The 26,254-nt window shown below is 61.5% G+C and carries 22 protein-coding genes; 19 read left to right on the top strand and 3 right to left on the bottom strand.

Features of this window, described 5'->3' with window-relative positions:
• Positions 1-49 precede the first annotated feature (49 nt).
• Positions 50-1,060, top strand: coding sequence for a DUF6160 family protein (locus tag R3175_RS02645; RefSeq protein ID WP_318942214.1), 1,011 nt, complete (start codon positions 50-52; stop codon positions 1,058-1,060).
• A 122-nt stretch (positions 1,061-1,182) separates the two neighbouring features.
• Here the strand turns inward: R3175_RS02645 and R3175_RS02650 are convergent, their stop codons facing one another.
• Positions 1,183-1,800 carry a hypothetical protein gene (locus R3175_RS02650; RefSeq protein ID WP_318942216.1) on the bottom strand — a complete coding sequence of 206 codons (618 nt, stop codon included), beginning with the start codon at positions 1,798-1,800 and terminating at the stop codon, positions 1,183-1,185.
• A 242-nt stretch (positions 1,801-2,042) separates the two neighbouring features.
• Between R3175_RS02650 and R3175_RS02655 the strand changes: the two genes are divergently transcribed.
• The 10 genes from R3175_RS02655 (at position 2,043) to R3175_RS02700 (ending at position 13,000) form a co-directional block, all read left to right on the top strand.
• A complete protein-coding gene (locus R3175_RS02655) occupies positions 2,043-3,029 on the top strand; it encodes a DUF58 domain-containing protein (RefSeq protein WP_318942218.1) in 987 nt (328 codons plus the stop codon).
• Positions 3,026-5,089 (top strand): DUF3488 and DUF4129 domain-containing transglutaminase family protein, encoded by a 2,064-nt coding sequence (locus R3175_RS02660; RefSeq protein ID WP_318942220.1) that lies wholly within the window; start codon positions 3,026-3,028, stop codon positions 5,087-5,089. Before R3175_RS02655 ends, R3175_RS02660 begins: the two co-directional genes overlap by 4 nt.
• A gap of 40 nt (positions 5,090-5,129) precedes the next feature.
• The gene (gene holB / locus R3175_RS02665) at positions 5,130-6,137 is read left to right on the top strand and encodes a DNA polymerase III subunit delta' (protein ID WP_413231716.1); all 1,008 of its coding nucleotides are present in this window, start codon (positions 5,130-5,132) and stop codon (positions 6,135-6,137) included.
• 99 nt (positions 6,138-6,236) lie between these two features.
• Complete coding sequence (locus R3175_RS02670) at positions 6,237-6,587, top strand: PilZ domain-containing protein (RefSeq protein ID WP_318942224.1); 351 nt, start codon at positions 6,237-6,239, stop codon at positions 6,585-6,587.
• A 50-nt stretch (positions 6,588-6,637) separates the two neighbouring features.
• Positions 6,638-7,555 carry an alpha/beta hydrolase gene (locus R3175_RS02675; protein ID WP_318942226.1) on the top strand — a complete coding sequence of 306 codons (918 nt, stop codon included), beginning with the start codon at positions 6,638-6,640 and terminating at the stop codon, positions 7,553-7,555.
• On the top strand, positions 7,548-8,444 hold the full coding sequence (locus tag R3175_RS02680; protein WP_318942228.1) for a DUF4892 domain-containing protein: 897 nt from the start codon (positions 7,548-7,550) through the stop codon (positions 8,442-8,444). The genes R3175_RS02675 and R3175_RS02680 overlap by 8 nt, the downstream gene beginning before the upstream one ends.
• A 23-nt stretch (positions 8,445-8,467) precedes the next feature.
• Positions 8,468-9,652 carry a patatin-like phospholipase family protein gene (locus R3175_RS02685; protein WP_413231717.1) on the top strand — a complete coding sequence of 395 codons (1,185 nt, stop codon included), beginning with the start codon at positions 8,468-8,470 and terminating at the stop codon, positions 9,650-9,652.
• Between the two features lie 155 nt (positions 9,653-9,807).
• Complete coding sequence (gene prmB / locus R3175_RS02690) at positions 9,808-10,713, top strand: 50S ribosomal protein L3 N(5)-glutamine methyltransferase (RefSeq protein WP_318942232.1); 906 nt, start codon at positions 9,808-9,810, stop codon at positions 10,711-10,713.
• Between the two features lie 37 nt (positions 10,714-10,750).
• Positions 10,751-11,845, top strand: coding sequence for a chorismate synthase (aroC, locus tag R3175_RS02695; protein WP_318942234.1), 1,095 nt, complete (start codon positions 10,751-10,753; stop codon positions 11,843-11,845).
• Between the two features lie 66 nt (positions 11,846-11,911).
• Positions 11,912-13,000, top strand: coding sequence for an MFS transporter (locus R3175_RS02700; RefSeq protein WP_413231718.1), 1,089 nt, complete (start codon positions 11,912-11,914; stop codon positions 12,998-13,000).
• A 64-nt stretch (positions 13,001-13,064) separates the two neighbouring features.
• Here the strand turns inward: R3175_RS02700 and R3175_RS02705 are convergent, their stop codons facing one another.
• Both R3175_RS02705 and R3175_RS02710 read right to left on the bottom strand, forming a co-directional pair.
• On the bottom strand, positions 13,065-14,222 hold the full coding sequence (locus R3175_RS02705; RefSeq protein WP_318942236.1) for a PilT/PilU family type 4a pilus ATPase: 1,158 nt from the start codon (positions 14,220-14,222) through the stop codon (positions 13,065-13,067).
• Positions 14,223-14,250: 28 nt separating this feature from the next.
• Positions 14,251-15,180 (bottom strand): LysR family transcriptional regulator, encoded by a 930-nt coding sequence (locus tag R3175_RS02710; protein WP_318942238.1) that lies wholly within the window; start codon positions 15,178-15,180, stop codon positions 14,251-14,253.
• 128 nt (positions 15,181-15,308) lie between these two features.
• Here R3175_RS02710 and leuC point away from each other — a divergent pair, with 128 nt between their 5' ends.
• From leuC to trpB, 8 genes are all read left to right on the top strand, one after another.
• Positions 15,309-16,727, top strand: a complete 1,419-nt coding sequence (gene leuC, locus R3175_RS02715; protein WP_318942240.1) for a 3-isopropylmalate dehydratase large subunit — start codon at positions 15,309-15,311, stop codon at positions 16,725-16,727.
• A 20-nt stretch (positions 16,728-16,747) separates the two neighbouring features.
• Positions 16,748-17,395 (top strand): 3-isopropylmalate dehydratase small subunit, encoded by a 648-nt coding sequence (leuD, locus tag R3175_RS02720; RefSeq protein ID WP_318942241.1) that lies wholly within the window; start codon positions 16,748-16,750, stop codon positions 17,393-17,395.
• A gap of 16 nt (positions 17,396-17,411) precedes the next feature.
• On the top strand, positions 17,412-18,485 hold the full coding sequence (gene leuB, locus R3175_RS02725) for a 3-isopropylmalate dehydrogenase (protein WP_318942243.1): 1,074 nt from the start codon (positions 17,412-17,414) through the stop codon (positions 18,483-18,485).
• A gap of 177 nt (positions 18,486-18,662) precedes the next feature.
• Entirely contained in the window at positions 18,663-19,778 is a 1,116-nt protein-coding gene (asd, locus tag R3175_RS02730) for an aspartate-semialdehyde dehydrogenase (RefSeq protein ID WP_318942245.1), read from the top strand.
• A gap of 386 nt (positions 19,779-20,164) precedes the next feature.
• Positions 20,165-23,350 (top strand): FimV/HubP family polar landmark protein, encoded by a 3,186-nt coding sequence (locus tag R3175_RS02735; RefSeq protein WP_318942246.1) that lies wholly within the window; start codon positions 20,165-20,167, stop codon positions 23,348-23,350.
• Positions 23,351-23,490: 140 nt separating this feature from the next.
• Entirely contained in the window at positions 23,491-24,396 is a 906-nt protein-coding gene (gene truA, locus R3175_RS02740) for a tRNA pseudouridine(38-40) synthase TruA (protein ID WP_318942248.1), read from the top strand.
• The gene (locus R3175_RS02745) at positions 24,393-25,022 is read left to right on the top strand and encodes a phosphoribosylanthranilate isomerase (RefSeq protein ID WP_318942250.1); all 630 of its coding nucleotides are present in this window, start codon (positions 24,393-24,395) and stop codon (positions 25,020-25,022) included. Before truA ends, R3175_RS02745 begins: the two co-directional genes overlap by 4 nt.
• Positions 25,015-26,223, top strand: coding sequence for a tryptophan synthase subunit beta (trpB, locus tag R3175_RS02750; protein WP_413231719.1), 1,209 nt, complete (start codon positions 25,015-25,017; stop codon positions 26,221-26,223). Before R3175_RS02745 ends, trpB begins: the two co-directional genes overlap by 8 nt.
• Positions 26,224-26,254 lie beyond the last annotated feature (31 nt).

Here is a 26,254-nt window from a genome sequence, read left to right on the forward strand (position 1 = left end):
ACCGCGACAAAAATAATAGATATATAAATCCTTAAATAAGGAGAACAAAATGAAAGGCCTGAAAAAACTTGCTCTGGCAACCGCGGTTGCCGCTGTACCTTTCGCCGCCCAGGCGGAACTGAAAGCCATGGACGACGCCACCATGGGCGCGGTGACCGGTCAGTCCGGTATCACCATCGAACTGGAAGCCAACGTGAGCGTTGGTGAGGTGGCGTACCAGGACGACGGTTTCCTGGCTTTCAATGACGTCACCATCGGTGGTGCCGCTAACCCGCTCGACGGTTCCGGCGGCACTGCTGGCGCCCTGGACGACGTCAAGCTGTACATTGACGTAGCCGGTACCAATGGGGTGGGTGACACTGGCGCCCAGGCAGTGGGTAACACCTATCTGGTAGGTGCTGACGCTGACGCCTCCAACGGCGTTTCCTGGGCCAACTCGGCCACTCAGGCTGACGGTAGCGCCAGCTACGAAGCCTCCATGCCTCAGATCGCCGATGGCGACTTGGTCATCGGTATCCGCTCCGTCTCCGGCCTGCCGGTTGACTTCGGTATGAGCGTGGGCTCCGTAAGCCTGGCCAAGAGCGGCGCAACCGTGGGTAACCTGAATGCCGAGCGGCGCTCCGAAGGTGGCACCAGCACCACGCTGATCTCGAACCTGGACATGACCGGTCTGTTGGGTCCGATCGACATCGTGATCCAGGAAGATACCGACGTCATGAACATCAACGCCTACTTCAACGCTCAGGGCACCCTGAATGCGGATTTCGTTGGCACTTCCATGGACTTCGAGCTGCATAACCGCCGCGGCGCCGATACCAACGGCCTGACCATCGTGGACGGCTCCGGCAACACTGTGGTGGACACCAGCTTCGCCCACGCCCAGGTGGATATCGGCAAGGCCACTAACGCTGGTGGTAACGACGCCCTGGCGTTCAACGTCAACAACTTCTCTGGTGACCTGGACCTGACCGACATTCGGATGGGTAACGGTGACTCCATCGGTGACGTGTACATGACCGACATCGCCATCGACGCTCAGATGACTGTTTACGGTCACTAAGCCAGTCAACTTCGGTTGATGGGAAAGCCACCCTGCGGGGTGGCTTTTTTATTTGCCTGACACAAAGCCAAAAAAACCTCCCTTGCGAGGGAGGCTGGCGGTTACGGCGAAGACAGGTAGGGCTACTGCTCCGGCACTTGAATGGAAAGATCAAATCCACCCCCGGGCCGAGGCGTGAGCGTCACCGGCCCTTCATTGATGCCCTGGGGCAGCGTGATCTGGTCAATGCCCGGCGGATTGCCAATGGAGAAATTCACGTTCTGCCCGTCAAACCCCACGCTTAGCTGGTCGTTCAGGAAGGTCTGGGTAAAGGGCTCGTCCGGAATGTCCGCCTGTTGCCCGAAGATGATTGGCGGCACGTTGGGAATGAAGAACTCCGGCGGTTGCGCGCTGGCCAGTTCATCCTGGGGAATCAGCAGGGCCCGGCGCAGAAACTCTTCTTCGGCCTGTTGCAGGGCATCGTCCTGGCTCAGCGCCAGGTAGTGCTGGATCGATTCCCGGTAGGCTTGTTCTTCCGCCTCCGTCATGACCGGCTCCCCAGGAGAAATGGTGAGCGATCTGAGGATGCGCCGACGGTCCTCGGCGGATTTCTGTTGCTGCCGCGGCACCACGATCACGGCAGAATCCTTGACGTAGGTCTCCACCATTTCATCGGAAGTCAGGGTTTGCACCCCGCCCCAGGCGGGCATTGCCAGGACGGCTCCGGAAATCGTGATAAACAGCGGGTGATGAGGTTTCATGGCCGGCCTCTTGCGGTTGGGCAACGAATGGATGCGTCTGAACATGCTCCTGTCAGAGGCTCTCCCTAGAAAACCACGTAACGACAATGCCTTAATTGTACATTGTATACTTGGCCTTCTCAGGTAAAGTATTCGGTTTGTGTGCCTGCTTTTCAAGCAGATCGTCCAAGCTTTGTGAACGGAATCGGCGAATCACGGTCCTTCCTGTCTGGGCGCCTATTGAGTGGACCATTGAGGTGGTAATGCCGCTACAGTCGATCAGTCAGCGCTGGCAGCAGTGGGTCAACCGGCGTATTCCCAGAACGGATGCGCAACAGTTTCAGCAGCGCAATATTTTCATCCTGCCGACGGGAATGGGCTTGATTTTCGGTGCCTTGCTGGTGGTGATGTTGCTGACAGGGATCAACTACCAGAACAGCCTGGTCTATTTACTGACCTTTGTGTTGGGCGTGGTGTTTGTGGCGGCTATGCACCAGACCCACAGCAACCTGGCCGGCTTGAAGCTGACATTGGTCCAGGCCGGAGAGGGTCATGTCGGCGATCGCATCCCGTTTGTCTTCCGCGGGGCGGCCGACGATTCCGATGCCATCGCGGTGAAGCTGATGCTTGGCGACAGTACGGTGACCAGGCACCATGTGATGGCCCATGAGACCACCGACATGGTGCTGATGGCTGAAGGTCAAAGGCGCGGTTACCTGTTACCCGACCGCATCCGGGTAGAAACCCGCTTTCCCTTTGGGTTGTTGAAGGCCTGGTCCTGGCTACGCCCGGCCAGTGCGGCGATCGTTTACCCGCGACCCATTACACCGCCGGACTGGTCCCGGATGACCGCCGACGACGGCGAGGCGTCGGAGTCGGCGGCCAAAATCGCCGGTCAAGACCAGGCTGAATTGCGCCCGTGGCGACCGGGCGACCTGAGTCAGCGGGTGCAGTGGAAACGCTTTGCCCGTTCCGGCGAAATGGTGATCGCGGACTGGGAGGGGGAGCAGGGCCATCCCGGTTGGCTGGACTTCGAGGCCTTTCCTGGTGTGGACGTGGAAATGCGCCTGAGTTACCTCACTGCCCAGGTGCTCGAGCGTGCCAAGTCCACCGAGGCCTTCGGGCTGCGACTGCCCAGTACCACCATCGAACCCGATTCCGGGGTCGCCCATACCGCGGCGTGCCTGCGGGCATTAGCGGTGCATGGCCTGACCGCACCGGTCGGCCAGTCGCCGGAGTCTACCCCATGAAGCGTCTCGCCCGATCACGGCATCGTCGCCAGGAGCCAGGCCCGCAGCCGCCGGTACCGGGTCCAGCGTTGCTCTGGCTGATCGCCGGGTTCTGGGTGCTGCTGACTCCGCAATGGGATCGGTTACCACTGTGGCTATTGGCCACTTGCGTGGTGTTGGCCGGGTGGCGCTGGCTGTCGCAGGTCGGCCGTGTGAGATTGCCCGGGCTGGGGGTCAAGAGCCTGATCATGGTGGCGCTGATCGCAACCTACGGGATCACGGTCAACGGCCACTTCACGGTGGATACAGCCGCCTCGTTCTTCGTGATCGCGGTCGCCCTCAAGTGGCTGGAAACCCGGTCCGAGCGCGACTATTACGTGTTGTTTTTCATCCTTGTCTATCTGTCGACGGTGAACTTCCTGTTCGAGCAGGGCATCTTGTGGACGCTGGTCAATCTCGGCGGTGTCCTGCTGCTGCTCATCGGCCTGCAGGTGCTCAACGCACCCGATCTGCCCCACGCCCTGCGCCAGGGCTGGCGCCGGCTCGGTGGAATGTTTCTCAAGAGCCTGCCGGTGGTGGTGCTGCTATTCCTGTTTTTCCCGCGACTGGAGCCCCTGTGGAGCGTACCGCTGGTCACCGGAACCGCCAGGACCGGGATCTCCGACACCATGGCGCCGGGGGATATCTCCAGCCTGGCGCAGAGCAGTGAACGGGCCTTCCGGGTCAGTTTTGGCAGCGAGCTGCCTCCCAGCGACCAGCGGTATTGGCGCGGGCTGATTCTGGACCGGTTTGACGGTGATCGCTGGAGCCAGTGGCAGCCGACACCGCAGCGCGCCCCCGGGCGGGTACTGGCCGATGGCGGGGTCGGCGAACTGGGGCCGGACGAGTATGACGTACTGATGGATCCGTCGGGACGTCGTTGGGCCTTCTCCCTCGAGAACTCCAGGGCGGTCTCCGACAATGTCATTGCCGGCGACTGGGGCCTGTTCCGCTTCCGCCGGCCCGCCGATACCCCGGTACGGTATCGGTTGGCCATGGCTGACCCAAAGCCGGACCAGCAGCCGCTGACCGAATTGCAGAAGCGGCGTTTTCTGCAACTGCCCACCACCGGTAATCCCCGGGCACGGGCATTCGCCGGGGAGCTTCGCAGGCAGACCCGATCATCGCAGGAGCTGATCGACCGGCTGCTGATGCGGTTCCGCGATCAGCCCTATTTCTACACCCTGCGCCCCCCGGCCATGCCAGTGAATGGGGTGGACACGCTGTTATTTGAGGCCATGCGCGGCTTCTGCGCCCACTATGCCGGTGCAACCACCTTCGTTTTGCGGGCCGCGGGTATACCGGCCCGGGTTGTGGTGGGCTATCAGGGCGGCCAGGCCGGTGCCGGCGGTGATTACCTGATCGTGCGCCAGTACGACGCCCACGCCTGGGTTGAAGCCTGGCTGCCGGATTCCGGCTGGATTCGGCTCGATCCCACGGCGGCCATCGCTCCCAGTCGGATCCAGTCGGGTTTGCGCGATGCGGTGGCGGCGGAGGGCTCGTTCCTGGAGAACAGCTGGACTTCGCCGCAGCGGTACGGCGACGTAGCGCTCATCCAGTGGGCGTCCTTGCAGCTGGACAAGCTCAATTACCAGTGGCAACGCTGGGTAGTGGGATATCAGGGGCAGACCCAGATGAACTTGATGTCGCGGTTACCGGGCAACATCAGCCTGACCGACCTGGGTTACCTCACGGCGGGCCTGGTGGCCCTGGTCCTGCTGCTGATCGGGGGAGTGACCGCCTGGCGCCAGCGCCGGCTGCTGGCCCGGGATCCGGTTGCCCGGCTGGTGGCCCGCTGGCGGCGTGACATCGGCCGGGCCGGAATTGGCCTCCAAGATGGCCAGACCCCGTTTCAGGTGGCCGACGCCGTAGCCCGCCACTCCCCCCAAGCCGGGGCGATTGCGAGGGACTTTGCCCGAACGGTGAACAATCATTACTATGGTGGCCACGATACGGACGCCCACAACGGCAGTCGGCAGACGCTGATGCGCTTGAAACGACTGCTGCAGTCCCAGAAGCAGGCCCTGAAGCTGTCGGGGTAACGGATTAAGGTAACGTCGATTGCATCCAACCATTCAATCCATGCCATGGCTGGCCAATGCCTGGCAATTCGTCGAAGGCAGCCTGCGGGCAGGGCGCCTGTCCCACGCATTGCTGATCGGCGGCGAGCGTGGTGTTGGCAAGCGGATACTTGCAGACGCCCTGGGTCACCAACTGGTCTGTGAAGCCCCCGCCCAGGGGACGGGGCTCCAGCCCTGCGGCCACTGCAAACAATGCGAGCTGGTGGCCGCCGACTCACACCCGGACATTCGGCGCTACGCCCCGGAAAAGTCCCGCATGATCAAGGTCGACCAGATTCGTGCGCTTTCGGCGTTTGCCGTCGCCTCCCCCCAGGTTGCGCGGCGCAAGGTCATTCTGGTGGATCGTGCTGATCAGCTGAACATGAATGCGGCCAATGCCCTGCTCAAGACCCTGGAAGAGCCGTCCGCGGACGTGGTGTTGCTGTTACTGCAGGAAAGCGGACGTCCCATCCTGCCCACGCTTCGGTCCCGATGCCAATGCGTCACGGTGCCCACCCCGTCCACTCAGGCCGGCTTGCAGTGGTTGACCGGACAACTGGCTGCACAATCCGCCGAGGAGGCGCCGGCGCAGGAGCAGTGCGTAAGGGCGCTGGCACTGGCTGGCTCGGCCCCCAGGCTGGCGCTGGAATACCTTACCGGGGAGTTCCTGGACCAGCGGCAGGAGGCCCTGGCGGCATTTCGTCGCTTCATGAAGCGGGAACTGTCGGTTTCGGAAGCGGCCAAAGCGTTCAAGGTCCTGGGACTGGAGGGCACGCTCTGGCTGATGGAGAGCTGGGCAGCGGATCTGGCGAGGCTGGGTGCCGGCGGTGAGCCGACTGACCCGGACGCGGTCGAGATGTTGCGCTACCTGGCCTCTGTGAATCCCCCCTGGCGGGTGCATGAATTGCTGAGGCAAATCCAGGAGGCCCGGTCGGCCGGGGTCTATAATGTCAATCCGGAGCTTGAGGCGGAGCGGCTGCTGATCGCCTGGCAGGGCTTCATGCCTTCGAAGCGTCGCCGGGCCGGGTGAGCACTTGCCGGTAGCGGGTAAATTGCGGAAATGCCTGCTATGATAGTGAAATACAAAAAGATTTAGACCCTACGGGGCATGAGCATTGAGGACGATTCTATGGGGCCGGGATTTGGTGCGCGCAGTGGCATTCTGACACTGACGATCAAGGATAAGGCGGTGTTGTATGCGGCATACATGCCCTATATCCGCCAGGGGGGACTCTTTATTCCCACCCAGAAACAGTACCAGCTCGGCGATGAGGTGTTCCTGCTGCTGAACCTGATGGACGAGCCGGAAAAGATCCCGGTCGCCGGCAAGGTTATCTGGATTACCCCCAAGGGGGCCCAGGGTAACCGAGCTGCGGGTATCGGGGTGCAGTTCAACGGCGATGACGAAACCGCCCGTACCAAGATCGAGTCATACCTGGCCGGCGCCTTGAACTCCGACCGACCCACACACACTATGTGACCGAGCGGAGCGTTATCGCACCAGCCACGCAGTTCGTCAGGAACTCCAGAATGAACGACCAAACGGTAAAGTCGCCCGTGGCAGACCATGGCACCGGATACCGGGAAATTCGCTGGCCACTGAAACACCTGGTGTTGGCCGGCCTGCATTGGCCCTGCAAGGCGCCGGGCCGGGACCGGCCGCCGGTGGTGATGCTCCACGGTTGGCTCGATAACAGCCTGACGTTTGCCAAGCTGGCACCGGTGCTGGCCGAAGGGGCGGACACCTATGCCCTGGATCTCCCCGGTCACGGCCACTCCGACCATCGCCACGCCAGCCAGTCCTACCTGTTGGTGGATTACGTCGCCGATCTGGCGGAACTGCTGGATACCCATATTAAAACGCCGGTGGACCTGGTTGCTCACTCCTTGGGCGGTGTCATTGCCATGCTGTATGCCGCCACCTTCCCGGAAAACGTCCGCAGGCTGGTGGTCATCGACAGTTTCGGCCCCCTGAGCCGTCAAGCCGATGATGTGGTTCCCCAATTGCGCAGGGCCATCCTGAAGCGGCATGCCGGCTCCGGTGCCAGCCCGCTATACCCATCGGTGGAGTCGGCGGCGAAGGTCCGGGCCGGGGGGCTCAGCCCACTGTCCCATGAGGCAGCCCACATACTGGTGCCACGCAACCTGCAGGCGGTGGACGGAGGCTATCGCTGGCGTACCGACGCCCGGCTGCGTCACCCGTCCATGATGATGTTTGATGAGCAGCAGGTGCTTGCCGTGCTCAAGACCATTGGCACCGACACCCTGTTGGTTCGCGCCGAGCAGGGCCTGCTCGCAGCCGCATCCGAGCGCTACCAGGCGAGACTCGCTGTGGTGCCAAAGTTAACCAGTGTCACTGTTCCTGGAGGCCACCATTGCCACCTGGACGGACCCATTGAACCGGTTGCCACTGCAGTGACCGATTTCCTCGGCAAACAGCATGACTAGACAGCTATTGAATCCGCTTCTGTTGATCCTCCTTGGCTGGCTGATGGCCAGCGCGCCCGCGCTGGCGGTCAATCTCATCGAGCCGTTTCCTCTGGGGACGGTGGAGGCCAACGTCACCATTCGGTCTCCGGCCCATCGGGTTATGCTCAGCCCGGTGCGGGAGGTCAACGACGAGATACGATCCGAATCGGTGGCCCGGGTGCCGGTGGACGGCAAAGGGCACTTGCTGCAGATCGATACCGATTCCAACCGGCGGGAAGCCCGGGAATATTACCGAAGGGCCCTGGCGGCACTGGGCGCCAAGATCCTCTTCGAATGCAGTGGGCGAGAATGCGGACGGAGTAACGTCTGGGCGAACCAGATTTTCGGTCAGGCCATTTTGTATGGTCGTGACGCCAATCAGGATTACATCGCGGCCGCGGTGCGGCAGAATGATACCAGCTATCTGCTGCTGGTCTATACCGTCACGCGGGGTAACAACCGGGAGTACGTCTGGACCGAACAGCTGGAACTCGGGCCCAATGCCGTGGTGCCCGGGCTTGACGGCTCGGATGGCCGGGTGCGGGGTCCCCTGGTGGTGCCCTGGAGTGGCGGCTTTACCTATCGCTTTGAGTGGGACGCCAATGACCGTCGCCAGTTGAACAACTGGGCGTCAGCAGAGAATACCGAGGTTGTGGTTATCAGCCATTCGACCCTGAGGGCCGAGGAAACCCTGGCCGCGTCATTTGAGCGGGCCGCCGGAGCGGCGGAGGCCATGGCAGCACTGCTGCAAAAGAGCGGGATCAGCGCGGAGCAGCAGCGCCGCATCGTTGCCGGGCCGACGATTCCCTCCAACGATCCGGGCCGGTCGGGGGACCGGGTGGAAATTGTGGTGATCGCCGCACCTTGAGTGGCCGAGAGGGGAATGCCATGGTGAGTGATGAGAACCAGGACAACACATCAGCGGCCGGGGCCGGCTCTGGGCCGAACCACGACTCCGGCGGTAAAACGGCCGGGCATTCGGTGACCCCGGCCCCGGCCTCCGGCACAAGCCGCAAGCGAACCGTGGCGCTGACGTTGGGCAGTGGCGGCGCACGTGGCTACGCCCACATCGGCGCAATTGAGGTGCTGGCGGAACGCGGATACGACATCATTGCCATTTCCGGCTGCTCGATGGGGGCGCTCATTGGCGGTATGTATGCCGCCGGCAGAATGAAGGATTACAAGGACTGGGTCACCGGCCTGGGCCAGTTTGATGTGCTCAAGCTGCTGGATGTCACGTTCAATTCGGTGGGCGCGATCCGTGGTGAAAAGGTGTTCTCGGTGGTCCGGGAACTCCTGGGCGATACCCGCATTGAAGCGCTGCCCATTGCCTATACCGCCGTCGCCACCGACCTGTTGGCCCATAAGGAGATCTGGTTCCAGGAGGGGCCGCTGGATCAGGCCATCCGGGCCTCCATCGCCATACCCAGTGTGATTACGCCCCTGGTCCATAACGGGCGGGTTCTGGTGGATGGGGCCTTGCTCAACCCCTTGCCGATTATCCCGACCATCTCCTCCCACGCCGACCTGGTGATTGCCGTTAACCTCAGTGGCGAGGATGACCAGCCTCAGCCAACGCCGGATGCGATCTTCCAGGAGGCTCACGAGGAACAGGGCGAGGCGGAAGAGTGGGTGAAGAAGGTTCGCGACAAGGCTTCCCGCTGGTTCGACTGGGATGCCCTCAAGGCCTTTACCGGCGCGAAACGGGACCACGAAGGCGGCTCCGCTGAAGATGCGGAACTGAAGATCAACAAGGCCCTGGAGCAAAAGGAGCCGGCCTCCAGGCGGGAGGGCCGTAAGCCTTCTGATGACGCCGGGTCCATTGACTGGGATAAGCTGGGCATAGGCAAGTTCGATATCATGAACCTGACTATTGAAACCATGCAGAGCGCCCTAGTGCAGTACAAGATAGCCGGTTATCCGCCAGACTTGCTGGTCAACGTCCCCAAGAACGCCTGCCGTACCTACGATTATCACAAGGCCCCGGAACTCATCCAGATTGGCCGGGAACGGATGGCAGCGGCGCTCGACCGCTTCGAACAGCACCACAAGAGCTCGGGGCCGTTGTCGATTTAGCGAGCCGCGGATTAACGGCGGAACCGGCTCTGCGCGATCTGTGGCTTGCCGCCGTGGCAGACCGGACCGCAAAGGGCGTATAATTCGCCTTCCGAGACTCATCCTGGTGGTACACCGGTCACCGCCATCGCATCCAAACAAGGAACTTACCCGCCGTGACTCAGCCCATTGATGACCTGCACACCGTGCGCGACTATCTGCGCTACGTTTCGTCGCAGTTCGCAGCATCGCCCCTGTTTTTCGGTCATGGAACCGACAACGTCTGGGACGAGGCGGTCCAGTTGGTGATGCGAAGCCTGCATCTGCCCATGGAGAACAACACGCTGTTCCTCGATGCCCGGCTCACCCGCGAGGAGCGGTCGCTCATCCTGGAACGGGCCCGTCGCCGCGTTGAGGAGCGCATTCCGCTGGCCTATCTGCTGGGCGAGGCCTGGTTCATGGGTATGCCGTTCTTTGTCGATGAGCGGGTGTTGGTACCGCGGTCGCCAATCGGCGAATTACTGCAATCCGGGCTGCAGCCCTGGTTGGGGGACAAGCCGGTGGGCCGGGTGCTGGACCTGTGTACCGGCAGTGGCTGTATCGGCATTGCCGCAGCGACCGTGTTCGACGAGGCGGAGGTCGATCTGTCCGATATTTCCGCCGATGCCCTGGCGGTGGCGGTGTCCAACATCGAATTCCACGAGGTGGGGGACCGGGTCCGCGCGATCCAGTCTGACCTGTTTGAAAACTTGCAGGGCCGTTATGACGTCATTCTCAGCAATCCCCCCTATGTGGACGCCCAGGACCTGTCGACCATGCCGGAAGAGTTCCACCACGAGCCGGAATTGGGCCTGGCGGCCGGCTGCGATGGCCTGGACATCGCCCACCGGATTCTGGCGCAGGCTGCCGACTTCCTGACCCCCGGTGGATTGCTGATTGTGGAAGTGGGGAACAGTTGGGTGGCGCTGGATGCTGCCTACCCGGATCTGCCGCTGACCTGGCTGGAGTTTGAGCAAGGCGGTGACGGCGTGTTCCTGCTAACGGCGGAGGACCTGTCCGCCTGGCGGGCCCGCAACAGTTAAGAGCTGGCATTCAATAACCTTTATAAGATTCTGAATTATGTCTGGAAACACCTTTGGCAAACTTTTTACGGTAACCTCCTTTGGCGAAAGTCACGGACCGGCGCTTGGCTGCATCATCGATGGTTGTCCTCCCGGCCTCGAGCTGAACGAGGCGGATCTGCAGAAAGACCTGGACCTCCGCAAGCCCGGTACCTCGCGGCATACCACCCAACGGCGGGAGCCGGACGAGGTGCGCATCCTGTCAGGGGTGTTCGAGGGCAAGACCACCGGCACGCCCATCGGCCTGCTGATCGAGAACACCGACCAGCGCTCCAAGGACTATTCCAAGATTGCCAACCAGTTCCGTCCAGCCCACGCCGACTACACCTACACCCATAAGTACGGGGTGCGGGACTACCGGGGCGGGGGCCGGTCCTCGGCCCGGGAAACCGCCATGCGGGTTGCCGCCGGCGCCGTGGCGCGAAAGTTCCTGGAGCAGCGGTTGGGCATCCGCATCCGCGGCTATCTGTCCCAGTTAGGCCCCATCACAGTCGACAAGCTCGATTGGGACCAGGTGCACCAGAACCCGTTTTTTTGCCCGGATCCGGACAAGGTGGCGGAGCTGGAGCAGTACATGGATGCCCTGCGCAAGGAGGGCAATTCCATCGGCGCCCGCATCAATGTGGTGGCGGAGGGTGTGCCACCGGGGCTGGGAGAGCCGATCTTCGACCGTCTGGATGCGGACCTGGCCCACGCCCTGATGAGCATCAACGCCGTCAAGGGCGTCGAGATTGGTGCCGGGTTCGGGGCAGTCACCCAGAAGGGCACCGAGCACCGGGACGAGTTGACCCCGGACGGCTTTGCGTCCAACCATGCTGGCGGGGTACTCGGCGGTATCTCGTCCGGCCAGCCGATTCTGGCGAGCATTGCTCTCAAGCCGACCTCCAGTCTGCGGCTGCCGGGGCGCAGTATCGATGTGAAAGGGAATCCGGTTGAGGTCATCACCACCGGCCGGCACGACCCGTGCGTGGGCATTCGGGCCACGCCGATTGCCGAGGCCATGGTGGCCATTGTGCTGATGGATCACTACCTGCGCCACCGGGCACAGAATGCCGATGTGGTGGTCAACACGCCGGACATTGAGAAGCGCTGAGGAAGGCCTATCTACTGGCGTCTGTCCAACCTCTATTTCTGGTTTTTTGCGCTACTCGGGGCGCTGCTGCCTTACTGGTCCCTCTATCTGCAGGATAGGGGGTTCAGCTATCTCGAAATTGCCACGTTGATGGCCACCATCCAGCTGACCAAGATCATCGCTCCCAGCGTCTGGGGCTGGCTCGGGGATCGCAGCGGCCAACGGGTCCGGTTGGTGCGTTTTGGCGCCCTGGTTGGGGCCTGCTGCTTTCTGGGCGTGTTTCTGGAGCCGGATTTTGTCGGCCTGGCCCTGGTGATGCTGGCCTTTACCTTCTTCTGGAATGCCATCCTGCCGCTCTACGAGGTGATCACGCTGCGGGGGCTGGGGAGCAACCGGGCTCGTTACGGCCGGGTTCGGCTCTGGGGGTCGGTGGGCTTTATCGGCACCGTGGCGGGGGTTGGCGCGGTGCTGGAGTTCGTGCCAGTTGGCTTGCTGCCATGGATCGTGCTCCCGGTGTTTGCCGGCATCGCCGTCTCCACCTTCATGCTGCCGGCGGAGAACGGCGTACGGCGGGGTCATGAGACCTCTGCCGGACTGATGGCCATTGTCGCCTCGACCTCCGTGGTCGCCTTTTTCCTGATGAACTTTCTGCTCCAGGTCTCCCACGGTGCCTACTACACCTTCTTCAGTATCCATCTGGAGCAATACGGCTACAGTAAGGTGGCCATCGGCCTGTTGTGGTCCCTCGGGGTGTTGGCGGAGATCGGCCTGTTCCTGGTCATGCACCGGGTGTTTACCCGATTCTCCCTGCGCCACATCGCGCTGACCGCACTCACGCTGACGTTGTTGCGCTGGGTGTTGATTGCCGAGGCGACAAGCCTGCTGGCGGTACTGATCTTCGCCCAGCTCCTGCACGCGGCATCCTACGGTGCCTTGCACGCGATGTCGGTGCAGTTTATCCACGACCATTTCGGTAAGGGCCATCACGGCCAGGGGCAGGCCCTCTACAGCGGGCTCAGTTTCGGGGCAGGGGGCGCGGTAGGCGCCTGGCTATCCGGGTTCCTGGTGGAGGGCTCCGGTACTGAACTGGCCTTCTGGGGCAGCGCCCTGGCCATGGCGGTGGCGCTGGTAATTGCCTGGTGGGGCCTGAGGCCTCGGCGTCACGCCGTGGATTAACCGCAAGACGCAACGCCAGACCTCTGGGCTTGTGGCGGGGGGGCAAAATTCACCGACGGGCGGGTTAGAGGGACTGCTCCGGATCCTCCTCGTCTTCGGTTTCCTCAAGGCTTAGGCTCAACCCGCTTCCGGGGGCGCCGGCGCCACTGCCGGAGGCGCCTTCATTGCCGTGGAGCTTGATCTTCAAACGCAGGTTGTTGGCCGAATCGGCGTTCTTGAGCGCCTCTTCCTCGGTGATCTTGCCATCCTTCCACAGGTTGAACAGGGCCAGATCGAAGGTCTGCATACCAATGTTGGTGGACTTCTCCATGATCTCCTTGATGCCGTCGATCTCCCCCCGCAGGATCAGCTCGCTGATGGTCGGGGTGCCCAGCAGGATCTCGATGGCGGCACATCGCTTGCCATCCACCGTCGGAATCAGCCGCTGGGAGACAAACGAACGCAGGTTCATGGCCAGATCCATGAGCAACTGGGGCCGGCGCTCCTCCGGGAAGAAGTTGATAATCCGGTCCAGGGCCTGGTTGGCGTTGTTGGCATGCAACGTGGAGATGCACAGGTGGCCCGTTTCGGCGAAAGCCAGGGCGTGCTCCATGGTCTCGCGATCCCGGATCTCGCCAATCAGAATGACATCCGGTGCCTGACGCAGGGTGTTCTTGAGGGCCTTGTGGAAGCTGCGGGTATCCACACCCACTTCACGCTGATTGATGATGCTCTTCTTGTGCCGGTGAATGTATTCCACCGGATCCTCGATGGTGATGATATGGCCGCTGGAGTTGGAGTTGCGGTGATCGATGAGGGCGGCCAGTGAGGTCGACTTGCCGGACCCGGTGGCGCCGACAAACAGCACCAGCCCGCGCTTGGACATCACCACATCTTTGAGGATCGACGGCAGGCCCAGCTTGTCCGCATTGGGGATCTCCGTCACGATGTTCCGGGCCACGATGGAAATCTCATTGCGCTGGCGGAAGATGTTGACCCGGAACCGGCCCACAGTGGGAATGCTGTAGGCCAGGTTCATCTCCAGTTCCTGCTCGAATTCCTCAATCTGCTCCGCGTCCATGACCGAATAGGCGATCTCCTTGATGGCGCCTGGTTGCATGGGGGTACGGTCGATGGGTTTCAGCGCCCCCTGAAACTTGGCGCAAGGCGGTGCACCGGTGCTCAGGTAGAGGTCAGAGCCGTCTTTCATGGCGAGGATCTTGAGGTAATCGTCGAAACCCATGGGATCTCCTGTGGTAAATAGCTGCTGTTCAGTTGGTCTCCGGCAGTTTAGCGGGATCGCTGGGAGGAGTTCCGTCTGTTTTCTGTGACTTTTCTTGATCTTCTCTTACGATGGCCTGCAATGCCAACGCGGCGGCGCTCAGTCTGCGGCCCTGTAAGCCCACCGCGCCCAACATCCTCGTGACCGGTTGCGGAATCGCCAGCCGGGTGATGGTGGTATCCAGCATGCTTAGCGGTAGCACGCTCCAGCCAAGCCCGACACTGGTCATCATCTTGATGGTCTCAAGGTAGTTGGTGGGCATTTGCGGCGTCAGGGGCAGACTCTGCTCCAGAAACAGGCGGCTAACCACCCGATAGGTCGCCGTGGTGGTGTCGGGAAGCAACGCCGGATAGCCACTAAGATCCGCCAGCGTTGGCGCAGTCAGGGAAGCGAGCGGGTGATCGGGGCCGGTGACGAACACCATCGGGTCCGGCCACTGTTCATAGACCGTGAAATGACTGCCCATGCTGTCGCTGAGGGTGACGAAGGCCAGTTCGGCATTGCGCTTTCGCATTTGCGCGTAGGCGCTCTCGGATTCCATGAATTGAAGGTTCAGGCGAACCTGGGGGTATTCCCGGTTGAACCGGCGTAGCCAGGCCGGCAGGTGGTGGAGGCCGATGTGGTGACTGGCGATGATGTCCAGCTCCCCACCAATCTCGTCTTCGCTGGCCGACAGAGCCACTTTCATGTTGTGGAATTCATCCAGGATACGGCGGGCGTGGGGCAGCAACCTGGCCCCGGCGTCGGTCAGTTGCAGGTGACGCTGGCTACGGTCGATCAGGGAGCTGCCCAACTGGCTTTCCAGGGCCGCCAGCCGCTTGCTGATGGCGGGCTGGGTCAGGTGCAGGGTCTCGGCGGCTTCCGAGAACGAGCCCAGATCCACAATGGTGACGAACGCTTTGAGGCTGTTGCTGTCCATTCCTTAGCCATCCCTGTTTCGATATTCCAATAAGGAATCCAAAATATAAAAAACATGAATTGAGGTTATTCAATGCCAGGGTATACCATATTGCCCATAATGACACCGAGAGAGCGAAGGAGCCTCCTATGGCGGGTAAAACCTTATACGACAAATTATGGGACGATCACCTCGTCAAGCAACGGGATGACGGTTCCGCCCTGATCTACATCGACCGTCAATTACTGCACGAAGTCACCTCACCGCAGGCGTTTGAAGGCCTTCGCCTGGCGGGCCGGAAGCCCTGGCGGTTGGACGCCAATCTGGCCACCCCGGATCACAACGTGCCGACAACGGATCGGGACAAGGGGATTGAAGGCATCGTTGACCCGGTTTCCCGCACCCAGGTGGAAACGCTGGACCGCAACTGCGATGAGTTCGGCATCCTTGAGTTCAAGATCAAGGACCAGCGCCAGGGCATCGTCCACGTCATTGGCCCGGAACAGGGGGCTACCCTGCCGGGGATGACCATCGTCTGCGGCGACTCCCACACCTCCACCCACGGCGCCTTCGGCACCCTGGCGCACGGTATCGGCACCTCCGAGGTGGAGCACGTGCTGGCCACCCAGTGCCTGGTGCAGAAGAAAATGAAGAACATGCTGGTGAAGGTGGACGGCCAGTTGGGGCCGGGCGTGACCGGCAAGGACGTAGTGCTCGCGGTGATCGGCAAGATCGGTACCGCCGGCGGTACCGGCTACGCCATCGAGTTCGGCGGAGAGGCAATCCGCAACCTGTCCATGGAAGGCCGGATGACCATCTGTAACATGGCCATTGAGGCCGGTGCCCGGGTCGGCATGGTGGCGGTGGACGACACCACCATTGAGTACGTCAAGGGCCGCCCGTTCTCCCCCAAAGGCGAGCAATGGGATGCGGCCGTTGCCCATTGGCGTACGCTGCACAGCGACCCGGACGCGGAATTCGACAAGGTGGTGGAACTGGACGCCAGCGAGATCCAGCCGCAGGTGACCTGGGGAACCTCGCCGGAGATGGTGACCGGGGTCGGAGGCAAGGTGCCTGACCCGGCTGCGGAGGCGGATCCGATCAAGCGGGAGGGCATCGTGCGGGCCCTCAAGTACATGGGGCTGGAAGCAAATATGCCCATTACCTCCATCAAGCTGGACCGGGTATTCATTGGCTCCTGCACCAACTCCCGGATCGAAGATCTGAGAGAGGCGGCGGCCGTGGTCAAGGGGCGCAAGGTGGCTGCCAGTCTCAAGCAGGCCATGGTGGTCCCGGGGTCCGGGCTGGTCAAGGCCCAGGCCGAGCAGGAAGGCCTCGACAAGGTCTTCATCGAGGCAGGCCTGGAGTGGCGTGATCCGGGGTGCTCCATGTGTCTGGCGATGAACGCCGACAAGCTGGGGCAGGGGGAGCACTGCGCCTCCACCTCCAACCGGAACTTCGAGGGCCGGCAGGGCTTTGGCGGCCGCACCCACCTGGTCAGCCCGGCCATGGCCGCGGCGGCTGCGGTAACCGGCCATTTTGTCGATGTCCGTGAATTGACCCACTGATCCACCAGGAGATAAGTCCCATGCGCGCATTTACGCAACACCAGGGGATTGTTGCCCCCATGGACCGTTCCAATGTGGACACGGACATGATCATTCCCAAGCAGTTTCTCAAGTCCATCAAACGCAGTGGCTTTGGTCCCAACCTGTTTGATGAACTGCGCTACCTCGATGAGGGTAAACCGGACCAGGACTGCTCCCAGCGTCCGCTCAACCCGGACTTCGTGTTGAACCAGCCCCGTTACCAGAACGCCAGCGTCTTGCTGGCGCGGAGCAACTTCGGCTGTGGCTCCAGCCGGGAGCATGCCCCTTGGGCGCTGGATGACTTTGGCTTCCGGGTCATTATTGCCCCGAGCTTCGCCGACATCTTCTACAACAACTGCTTTAAAAATGGCTTGTTACCGATTGTTTTAAAAGAAGAAGAGGTTGACCAGCTGTTTCGGGAGACCGAAGCGCAGGAGGGCTACCAGCTCAAGGTGGACCTGGAGAACAAAACGGTGACCACTCCGGGCGGCGAGTCGTTCGATTTCGAGGTGGACGATTTCCGTCGTCACTGCCTGCTCAACGGTCTCGACGATATTGGCGTGACCCTGGAAGATGCCGAATTGATCAAAGCCTACGAAGCCAAGCGTCGCCAGAGCGCGCCCTGGCTGTTTGATGCTGGACACTGACCAAAAAGGATTGAAGATGAGCAAATCTGTATTGCTGCTGCCGGGTGACGGCATTGGACCGGAAATTGTGGCCGAGGCGGAGAAGGTCCTGCATCGTGTCAATGACAAGTTCGGCCTGGGGCTGGCGTTCGAGTCCGCCCTGGTGGGCGGTGCCGCAATTGACGCAACCGGTGTGCCCCTGCCGGACGAGACCCTGAGCAAGGCCCGCCAGGCCGATGCCATTTTGCTGGGCGCCGTGGGTGGGCCCAAGTGGGATGATCTGGAAATGGCCAGGCGGCCCGAGAAAGGGCTGTTGGGGTTGCGTTCCAACCTGGAGCTGTTTGCTAACCTGCGTCCGGCGATCCTTTACCCGCAACTCGCTTCGGCCTCTTCCCTGAAGCCGGAAGTCGTTTCCGGCCTGGATATCATGATCGTCCGCGAACTTACCGGCGGTATCTACTTCGGTCAGCCGCGGGGCGTGCGTGAGCTGGACAACGGCGAGCGCCAGGGCTACAACACCTACGTTTACTCCGAATCGGAGATCCGTCGGATCGGGCGGGTGGCCTTCGAAGCGGCACAACAACGTAATGGCAAGCTGTGCTCGGTGGACAAGGCCAACGTATTGGAAGTGACCGTGTTGTGGCGGGAGATCATGAACGATCTGGCCAAGGAATACCCAGACGTGGAACTCAGTCACATGTACGTCGACAATGCCGCCATGCAGTTGGTGAAGGCGCCCAAGCAGTTTGACGTCATTGTGACCGGCAACATGTTTGGTGATATCCTTTCTGACGAAGCGGCCATGCTCACCGGCTCCATCGGCATGTTGCCATCCGCCTCGCTGAACGCTGACAAGCAGGGCATGTACGAGCCCTGTCACGGCTCGGCGCCCGACATTGCTGGTCAGGGAGTCGCCAATCCGCTGGCGACCATCCTGTCGGCGGCGATGATGCTGCGGTACAGTCTGCAGGAAGACGAGGCGGCCGAGGCCATCGAAGCGGCGGTGAGCAAGGTCCTGGACCAGGGGCTGCGCACCGCAGACATCATGTCGGAAGGCCGTCAGCAGGTCTCCACCCGGGACATGGGTGAAGCCGTACTGGCCGTACTTTAAGTCAATAGGGAGGCCCGACTCTCCGTTCGCCTTCAGTGTTGCGGGTGGAGAGGGCGATTGTAGGCGCTCCCATCAGAACCCGACGGCAACAAGACGCTGTTGCCGCGGGATCATCCATCCTGTCCTTGCCGGCGATACGGGTAAGGGCGGGCATAAAATGAGGTTCAAAGGTCGCACATGAAGCGAGTTGGACTTGTAGGCTGGCGTGGCATGGTTGGCTCCGTGCTCATGCAGCGCATGCGTGAAGAAAACGATTTCGCCGATATCGAACCGGTGTTTTTCTCCACCTCCCAAACCGGTAAGCCGGCCCCGGATGTCGGCAAAGAGGGCGTGCCGCCTCTGCAGGACGCGTTTGACATTGATGCCCTGAAGCAGATGGATGTGATCGTGACCTGTCAGGGTGGCGATTACACCCAGGAAGTGTTCCAGCGTCTGCGGGACAGCGGTTGGAACGGTTACTGGATCGATGCCGCATCCACCCTGCGGATGGCGGACCACTCGGTCATTGTCCTCGACCCGGTTAACCGGGGCGTGATCGACGAGGCCCTTGATAAGGGCGTTAAAGACTTCATCGGCGGCAACTGCACCGTCAGCCTGATGATGCTGGCCCTTGGCGGCCTGCTCGAGCAGGACCTGATCGAATGGGTGTCCCCGATGACCTATCAGGCTGCCTCCGGTGCCGGTGCCCAGAACATGCGGGAGTTGCTGTCCCAGATGGGCGAACTGCGTGACGGCGTGGCGGACCTGCTGGCGGATCCGTCTTCCGCCATCCTGGACATCGACCGCAAGGTCACCGAGACCATGCGCTCGGACAGCTTTCCCACCGACCATTTCGGAGTGCCGCTGGGCGGCAGCCTGATTCCGTTCATCGACAAGCAGCTCGATAACGGTCAGAGCAAGGAAGAGTGGAAAGCCCAGAGCGAAACCAACAAGATCCTTGGTCGCAGCGATAACCCGATTCCCATCGATGGCATTTGTGTGCGTATTGGCGCCATGCGATCCCACAGTCAGGCGCTGACCATCAAGCTGCGCAAGGATCTGCCCGTTGACGAAATCGAGTCGATCCTGGCCAAGGCCAATGACTGGGTCGAGGTGATTCCCAACGATCGCGATGCGACCATGGAGGAGCTCACCCCGGCCAAGGTGACCGGTACTCTGAGCATTCCCGTGGGACGGATTCGCAAGCTGGCCATGGGGCCGGAATATATTTCAGCGTTCACCGTGGGCGATCAGTTGCTCTGGGGTGCGGCGGAGCCGCTTCGCCGGATGCTGCGGATTCTGCAGGAGCGCTAAGCCGGTAAGGGCACGGTCGGTGTGATGTAATGCCAACTGTGTCCGGTTTCCGGAATCTGGACAGGGGCGGAGGCTGATTTCAGTCTCCGCCCCTGTTATTTTCAGGGATTGCTGGTTCACGTGGCGTGCTGCCTGGGCTAGACTGGCGTTGATATGCCCTCTGCTGGCCATGAGGTAACAGCGGGTTCCGCCGTAGAGCTAAAAAAGTGGTGGAACGAATGTGGCTGATTGATTGATAAAACACGAGTTATCAACAATACTTGCCCCAATAATCGATTCCTGAAAGCAATAATAACTAGACGTATTCTTGACGATAGTCATCCAACCTCGTCCGATTCTGTTTAAAGAAAGCAGTAAAGAATAACGGAGACTGGAAAGGAAAAAGCATGAAGGTACGCAAGCTTGCGGTTGCCCTGGCGTTGGCGGGTGGGCTCGGCTCTGGCGTCGCACAGGCGCTGGGACTTGGAGAGATTGAGCTCCAGTCCTATCTGAACGAACCCCTGGAAGCCGACATTTCACTGAGTAGTAGCGCTGGTGTCAGCCCCAGCGAGGTTTTTGTAAACCTGGCGCCGAATGACGCCTTCCGGCAAGTCGGTATCGATCGCAGCTTCTTCCTGAGCAAGCTCCAGTTCAATGTGGTCACTGCGCCTGATGGCAACCTGATGGTGAATGTCAGCACCTCGGAGCCGGTAAAGGAACCGTACCTCAATTTCCTGCTGGAAGTGACCTGGCCCAATGGCCGGTTGATGCGCGAATACGCGGTCCTGGTGGATCCTCCGGTGTATGCCGAAGAGTCCGGTCTGACGGAACAGGTGAGCGCGCCGCAGACAGCAGCTCCATCGCAACCAGTACCCGAGCCGGCTGCGCCGGTAACCCAGCAGGCTCCGGAGCGTGAGGTGCCTTCGGCGCCTGCGCCTTCCCAGCCTCGTCAGGCCGTTGACAGCTATGGCCCCACCGGGGCCTCCGATACGCTCTGGAGCATTGCCTCCCAAGTAAGGCCCAGCACCTCCGTTACCCACCAACAGGTCATGCTCGCCATTCAGGACCTGAACCCCGATGCGTTCATGGGTGGCAATATCAATCGCCTCAAGCGTGGTCAGATCTTGCGTGTGCCCACTCTGGAACAGATCCAGTCCCGGACCCGCGCCGAGGCGAATCAGCAGGTTACCGCTCAGAATGAGGCCCTCGCCAGCCGGCCGGAGCGCACAGTAGATGCCAGAGACGTCGAGCTGGCGCCCGATGCGGCGGAGCCAACCGAGGCCGCTGGCACCGACGAGCTCAAACTGCTGGTTGCGGATGACCAGGGTGAGCGCAGTGCGGAAGACGGCGGCTCAGCCGGCGGCGATAGCCAGCTGGCCGGCGGGGTAGATGCCGGCACGGCAGTCGCCATGGAGGAGCTGGAAAGTGCCCGTCGGGAGAATGAAGAGCTCAGCGGCCGGGTCGAGGACCTTCAGGCGCAAGTTGAAACACTCCAGCGCCTGCTTGAACTGAAGAACTCCCAGTTGGCAGAGATGGAGCAGGGGCTAACGGCCGCGGATCAGGCCGAACCCGGCCAACCGGTTACCGAAGGGGGCATGGCTGCCGACGCAGTTGCCCCGTCCCCAGAGACTCCGGATTCCGCAGCGGAGGACGCTGACGTGGCGGCGCTGACTGGTGAACCGTCTGCAGAAGAGGCAGCGGACCAGGGTTTGGCTCCTGAGGAGCCCGAAGCCGGGTTGGCTGCCGATGGCGACACCATGGCAGCGGAAGATGGTGCAGAAGTGGATGAATCGACGGCGGTGGATGCTGGCGAGCCGGATGCCATGGCTCAAGCCCAGGCGCCTGCGCTGGAATCCGGGGCTGACGTGATGGCTCCGGCTCCGGAGGCGCCTGCGCCTTCGGAGGCCCGGGATCAGCCGGTTCAGGCTCAACCCGCGCCGGAAGTTGAAGAGAAGGGCTTCCCAGCCAACATCATTGACTTGATCATGCGCAATCCGATGTATCAGGTCGGACTGGGCGGTGGTCTGATCGTATTGCTGTTGTTGCTGTTGCTGGTTGCCCGCCGCAACGCCAACAAAGAACAGGAATTTTACGCCCAACTGGAAGCCGAGGGTGGGGCTGACGAGTCCGATGACGACTCTATAGCGCTGAAGGCCACGTCCGCCGAACCGGATGAGGAAGAAGTGGACCCGCTCGCCGAGGCTGACACCTACATTGCCTATGGTCGCCTGGACCAGGCGGCCCAGTCGCTGGAAGCGGCGATTTCCCGGGAGCCAAGCCGTTCTGACCTGCGGGTGAAGTTGCTCGGCGTCTACGCCGATGCCCAGAATCGTTCGTCTTTCGACAAGCAGTTCGGCGAGCTCGAGGCGCTGGAAGACAATGCCGCGATTGCCGAGGCCCATGCCCTGCGCGCCCGACTGGATGAAGCTGAGGAGATGCCCAGCATCGATGACCTGGAATCGGAGTTGATGTCGGACTCCTTCTCCGCGGAAGCACCGGAAGAACCGGCTGAGGCGCAAGGAACGGCTGAACCCGCCCCCGTCGAGGAGGATATGGACGAGGCGTTTGCCGAGTTTGATCTCGACCAAGCGGGCGAGCTGGAAAGCACGGAAGCGGCGGAAGGCGCCAAAGACGAGGCGATCGAGTTTGATCTGTCCGATCTCGGGCTCGATGAGGAAAAGCCGGTGCCTGGTGTGGCTGACCACGCATCAGAGGCCGAAGATGCCCAGCCAGAGCAGGCCGAGTCGTCTGAACTGGAGGAGCTGGGCGCGGAATTTGAGCTCGAAGAGAGCGGTGCCGAGCAGGAAGTGGAATTTGACATGGACCTGGGGGACCTCGACGAGACACTGGAGGTTGAGCCTGCGGACAGCGCCGAATCCGCAGAGGAAGGAGAGTCCCTGGAAGACGACTTTGCGTCACTGGATCTGGATGAGGAGCTGTCAGAGCCCGAGCAAGGGGAGGCACCGGCAGAACTCGCCCCGGTTCAGGAGGAAGGGCTGGGGTCCCTCGATGAATCCTTCCTGGATGAACTCGATGCCGAACTTGACAAGGTGGCCGGTGAGGAAGGTGAGGATCTGAGCGAAGAGTTGGCCGAGGAAGGGCTTGAGGATCTGGAACTGGACGTCTCTGACGAAGATCTGGCGCTGATCGAACAGGCTGCGGACCTCGGTGAGGTGGAACCAAAAGAAGAGACGGCCGAGGGGGACGTCGAGTTGGATATTGATGATCTCTCCCTGGACGAGCTGTCTGACTCGGAACCGGAAACTCAGTCGCAGGCCGAACCGGAGCAAGTGCCGAGCCTGGAGGAGGAGATTCCCACTGCGGACGAGCTTGCCCCTGAGCCGGAAGCCGAAGAACCGGTTGAGGCCGAGAAGGCCGGGTACCAGGACATCGACGAGTCTGACCTGGGGGACGACGACGATTTTGATTTCCTGGCCGGCACCGATGAAGCGGCGACAAAACTGGATCTTGCCCGAGCCTACATCGAGATGGGCGATGCCGACGGTGCTCGGGACATACTGGAGGAGGTTGCCATCGAGGGTGACGACCAGCAAAAGGCGGAGGCACAGGATCTGCTTAAAACGCTGTCCTGATCGGTTATAATACCGCTTCTTAGCCAAAGCGCCGGCCACTGGAAGGGCTCAGTCCCGACCGGGTCGGCGTTTTGCGTTACCGGGCGGGGCCCAGGGGCCTGGCGGTGACCGGTTGGATTCATATCGTCTCGGAATGACCCTTGTTTATAGATCCTCCTGCATTGACAACCGATAACGCCATCGGCAACGGTCGAGTTGCCATGGTGTTTGAATACGATGGCGAGGCCTTTCACGGCTGGCAGTACCAGAAGTCCGGTGTGAGATCGGTTCAGGGCGAGCTGGCTCGGGCCGTCCAGAAGGTGGCTGCCCATCCCGTTGAGCTGGTCTGCGCCGGCAGAACCGATGCGGGCGTCCACGCCAGCTACCAGGTGATCCATTTTCACACTTCGTCGGTACGTACCCTGCGATCCTGGGTGATGGGGGTGAATACCGCGCTGCCCTTTGATATTGCGGTTCACTGGGCGGGCAATGTAGCGCCGGACTTCCACGCACGCTTCTCCGCCATCTACCGCCGCTACCGGTACATCATCTATAACGGCCCGGTACGGCCCGGAATCATGCGTCGCCAGGTGAGCTGGACCTTTCGCCCGCTGGATGCCGAGGCGATGCACCGCGCCGCTCAAGTCCTTGTGGGGGAACATGATTTCTCCGCTTTTCGGGCCGCAGGCTGTCAATCCAGGTCACCAAACCGTTATCTGGAGTTTATCGAGGTCCGGCGTCGGGGCGATTATGTCATCATAGACGTACAGGCAAATGCCTTTCTGCATCACATGGTCAGAAACATCGCCGGCGCCCTGATGGCGGTAGGCAGTGGCGAGCAGGAGGAGTCGTGGATCCACGACATCCTGATCGCCAAGGACCGACGGCTGGCCGGCGTTACCGCGCCACCTTTTGGACTGTACCTGGTGGATGTGGGGTATCCGGAGGGGGCGGGTGTGCCGTTGGGGATGGCGGGACCGGGCTTTGTGCGGCCCTGGTTCACCAGCGACGAAAACCATCCTCGGCCCATGAGCAAAGTGCACCACAAAACGGATTCGTCGGAATGAAGACCCGGATCAAGATTTGCGGTATCACCCGCAGCGAAGATGCCCGAGCGGCCTGCGCGGCTGGCGCCGATGCCATTGGCCTGGTGTTCTACGGCCCCAGCCCCCGTGCGGTCGACCTCGACACGGCTCAACGGATTGCCCGGTCCATCCCGGCGTTTGTTTCGGTGGTTGGGCTGTTTGTCAATCCTTCGGCCGAAGACGTGCGAAGGGTGCTGGAGCAAGTGCCGCTCGACCTGCTGCAATTCCATGGCGACGAATCCGCCGGTTTCTGCGATCAGTTCGACCGGCGCTGGATCAAGGCGGTTCGCGTGCAGCGCGAAGCGGATATTGCAGCCGCCTTCGACGACTACGCCAGGGCTGCCGGACTGCTGGTGGACGCCTACGATCCCCAGCTCTATGGCGGCACCGGCAAATCCTTCGACTGGGGCATGATCCCCAGTAAGCGTCCCCTGCCGGTTATATTGGCCGGTGGCCTGAACTCTGATAACGTAGCCCGCGCCGTAGCCGAGGTTGAACCCTGGGCGGTCGATGTCAGCGGTGGTGTTGAAGTCCGCAAGGGCGAAAAAGATCTTTCCAGGATTACCGCATTCATAAACGAGGTTCACCGTGTCAACCAAACTGACTAAAGAGTTGCTGAGCACATTGCCGGACACCCGGGGGCACTTTGGCGCCTATGGCGGTCGTTTCGTCTCCGAGACGCTGATGGACTCCCTGATGACCCTGGAGAAGGAGTACCTCCGGCTCAAGCAGGATCCCGAGTTCCAGGCCAAGTTCGACAAGGATCTGGCGGAATATGTGGGCCGGCCCAGCCCGCTGTACTTTGCCGAGCGGCTGACCCGTGAGACCGGAGGGGCGCAAATCTGGCTCAAGCGTGAAGACCTGAACCACACCGGGGCCCACAAGGTTAACAACACCATCGGCCAGGCGTTGCTGGCGAGTTTCCTGGGCAAGAAGCGGGTCATCGCGGAAACCGGCGCTGGGCAGCATGGCGTGGCAACCGCCACCGTATGCGCACGGCTGGGCCTGGAATGCCACGTGTTCATGGGCGCCGAGGATGTACAGCGTCAGGCGCTGAATGTTTATCGCATGAAGCTGTTGGGCGCCGAGGTGCATGCCGTGGAGAGTGGTACCCGCACCCTCAAGGATGCCATGAACGAGGCCATGCGGGACTGGGTGACCCACGTGGACGACACCTTCTACATCATCGGTACCGTGGCCGGTCCGCATCCCTATCCACTGTTGGTCCGGGATTTTCAGTGTGTCATCGGTCGCGAGGCTCGAGAACAAAGTCTTCAGCAGGCGGGCAAATTGCCGGATGCGTTGGTGGCCTGTGTCGGTGGCGGGTCCAATGCCATCGGCCTGTTCTATCCGTTCCTGACCGATGAGAGTGTGGCCATGTACGGCGTGGAAGCTGGTGGCTACGGTCTCGAATCTGGCCAGCATGCGGCGCCGCTGTGTGCCGGGCGTCCCGGTGTCCTGCATGGCAACCGCACTTATCTGATGGAGGATGAGAACGGTCAGATTTCCGCCACCCATTCGGTCAGTGCCGGCCTGGATTATCCCGGTGTTGGCCCGGAACACAGTTGGTTGAAGGACGTGGGGCGGGCCAATTATGTTTCCGTGACCGACGACGAGGCGCTCGATGGGTTCCGCCAATTGACCCGGGTGGAAGGTATCATGCCGGCGCTGGAATCCTCCCATGCGGTGGCCTATGGCACCAAGCTGGCGGCCGCCATGGAAAAGGATCAGGTGGTCATCATCAATGTGTCCGGTCGTGGCGACAAGGACATCCACACCATCGCAAAGCTCGATGGCATTGAGGTCTGATATCGCCATTCATCGAATTTGCCCCATCCGC

Origin of the sequence: Marinobacter sp. (assembly GCF_033722735.1) — a bacterium.
Lineage (GTDB): Bacteria > Pseudomonadota > Gammaproteobacteria > Pseudomonadales > Oleiphilaceae > Marinobacter.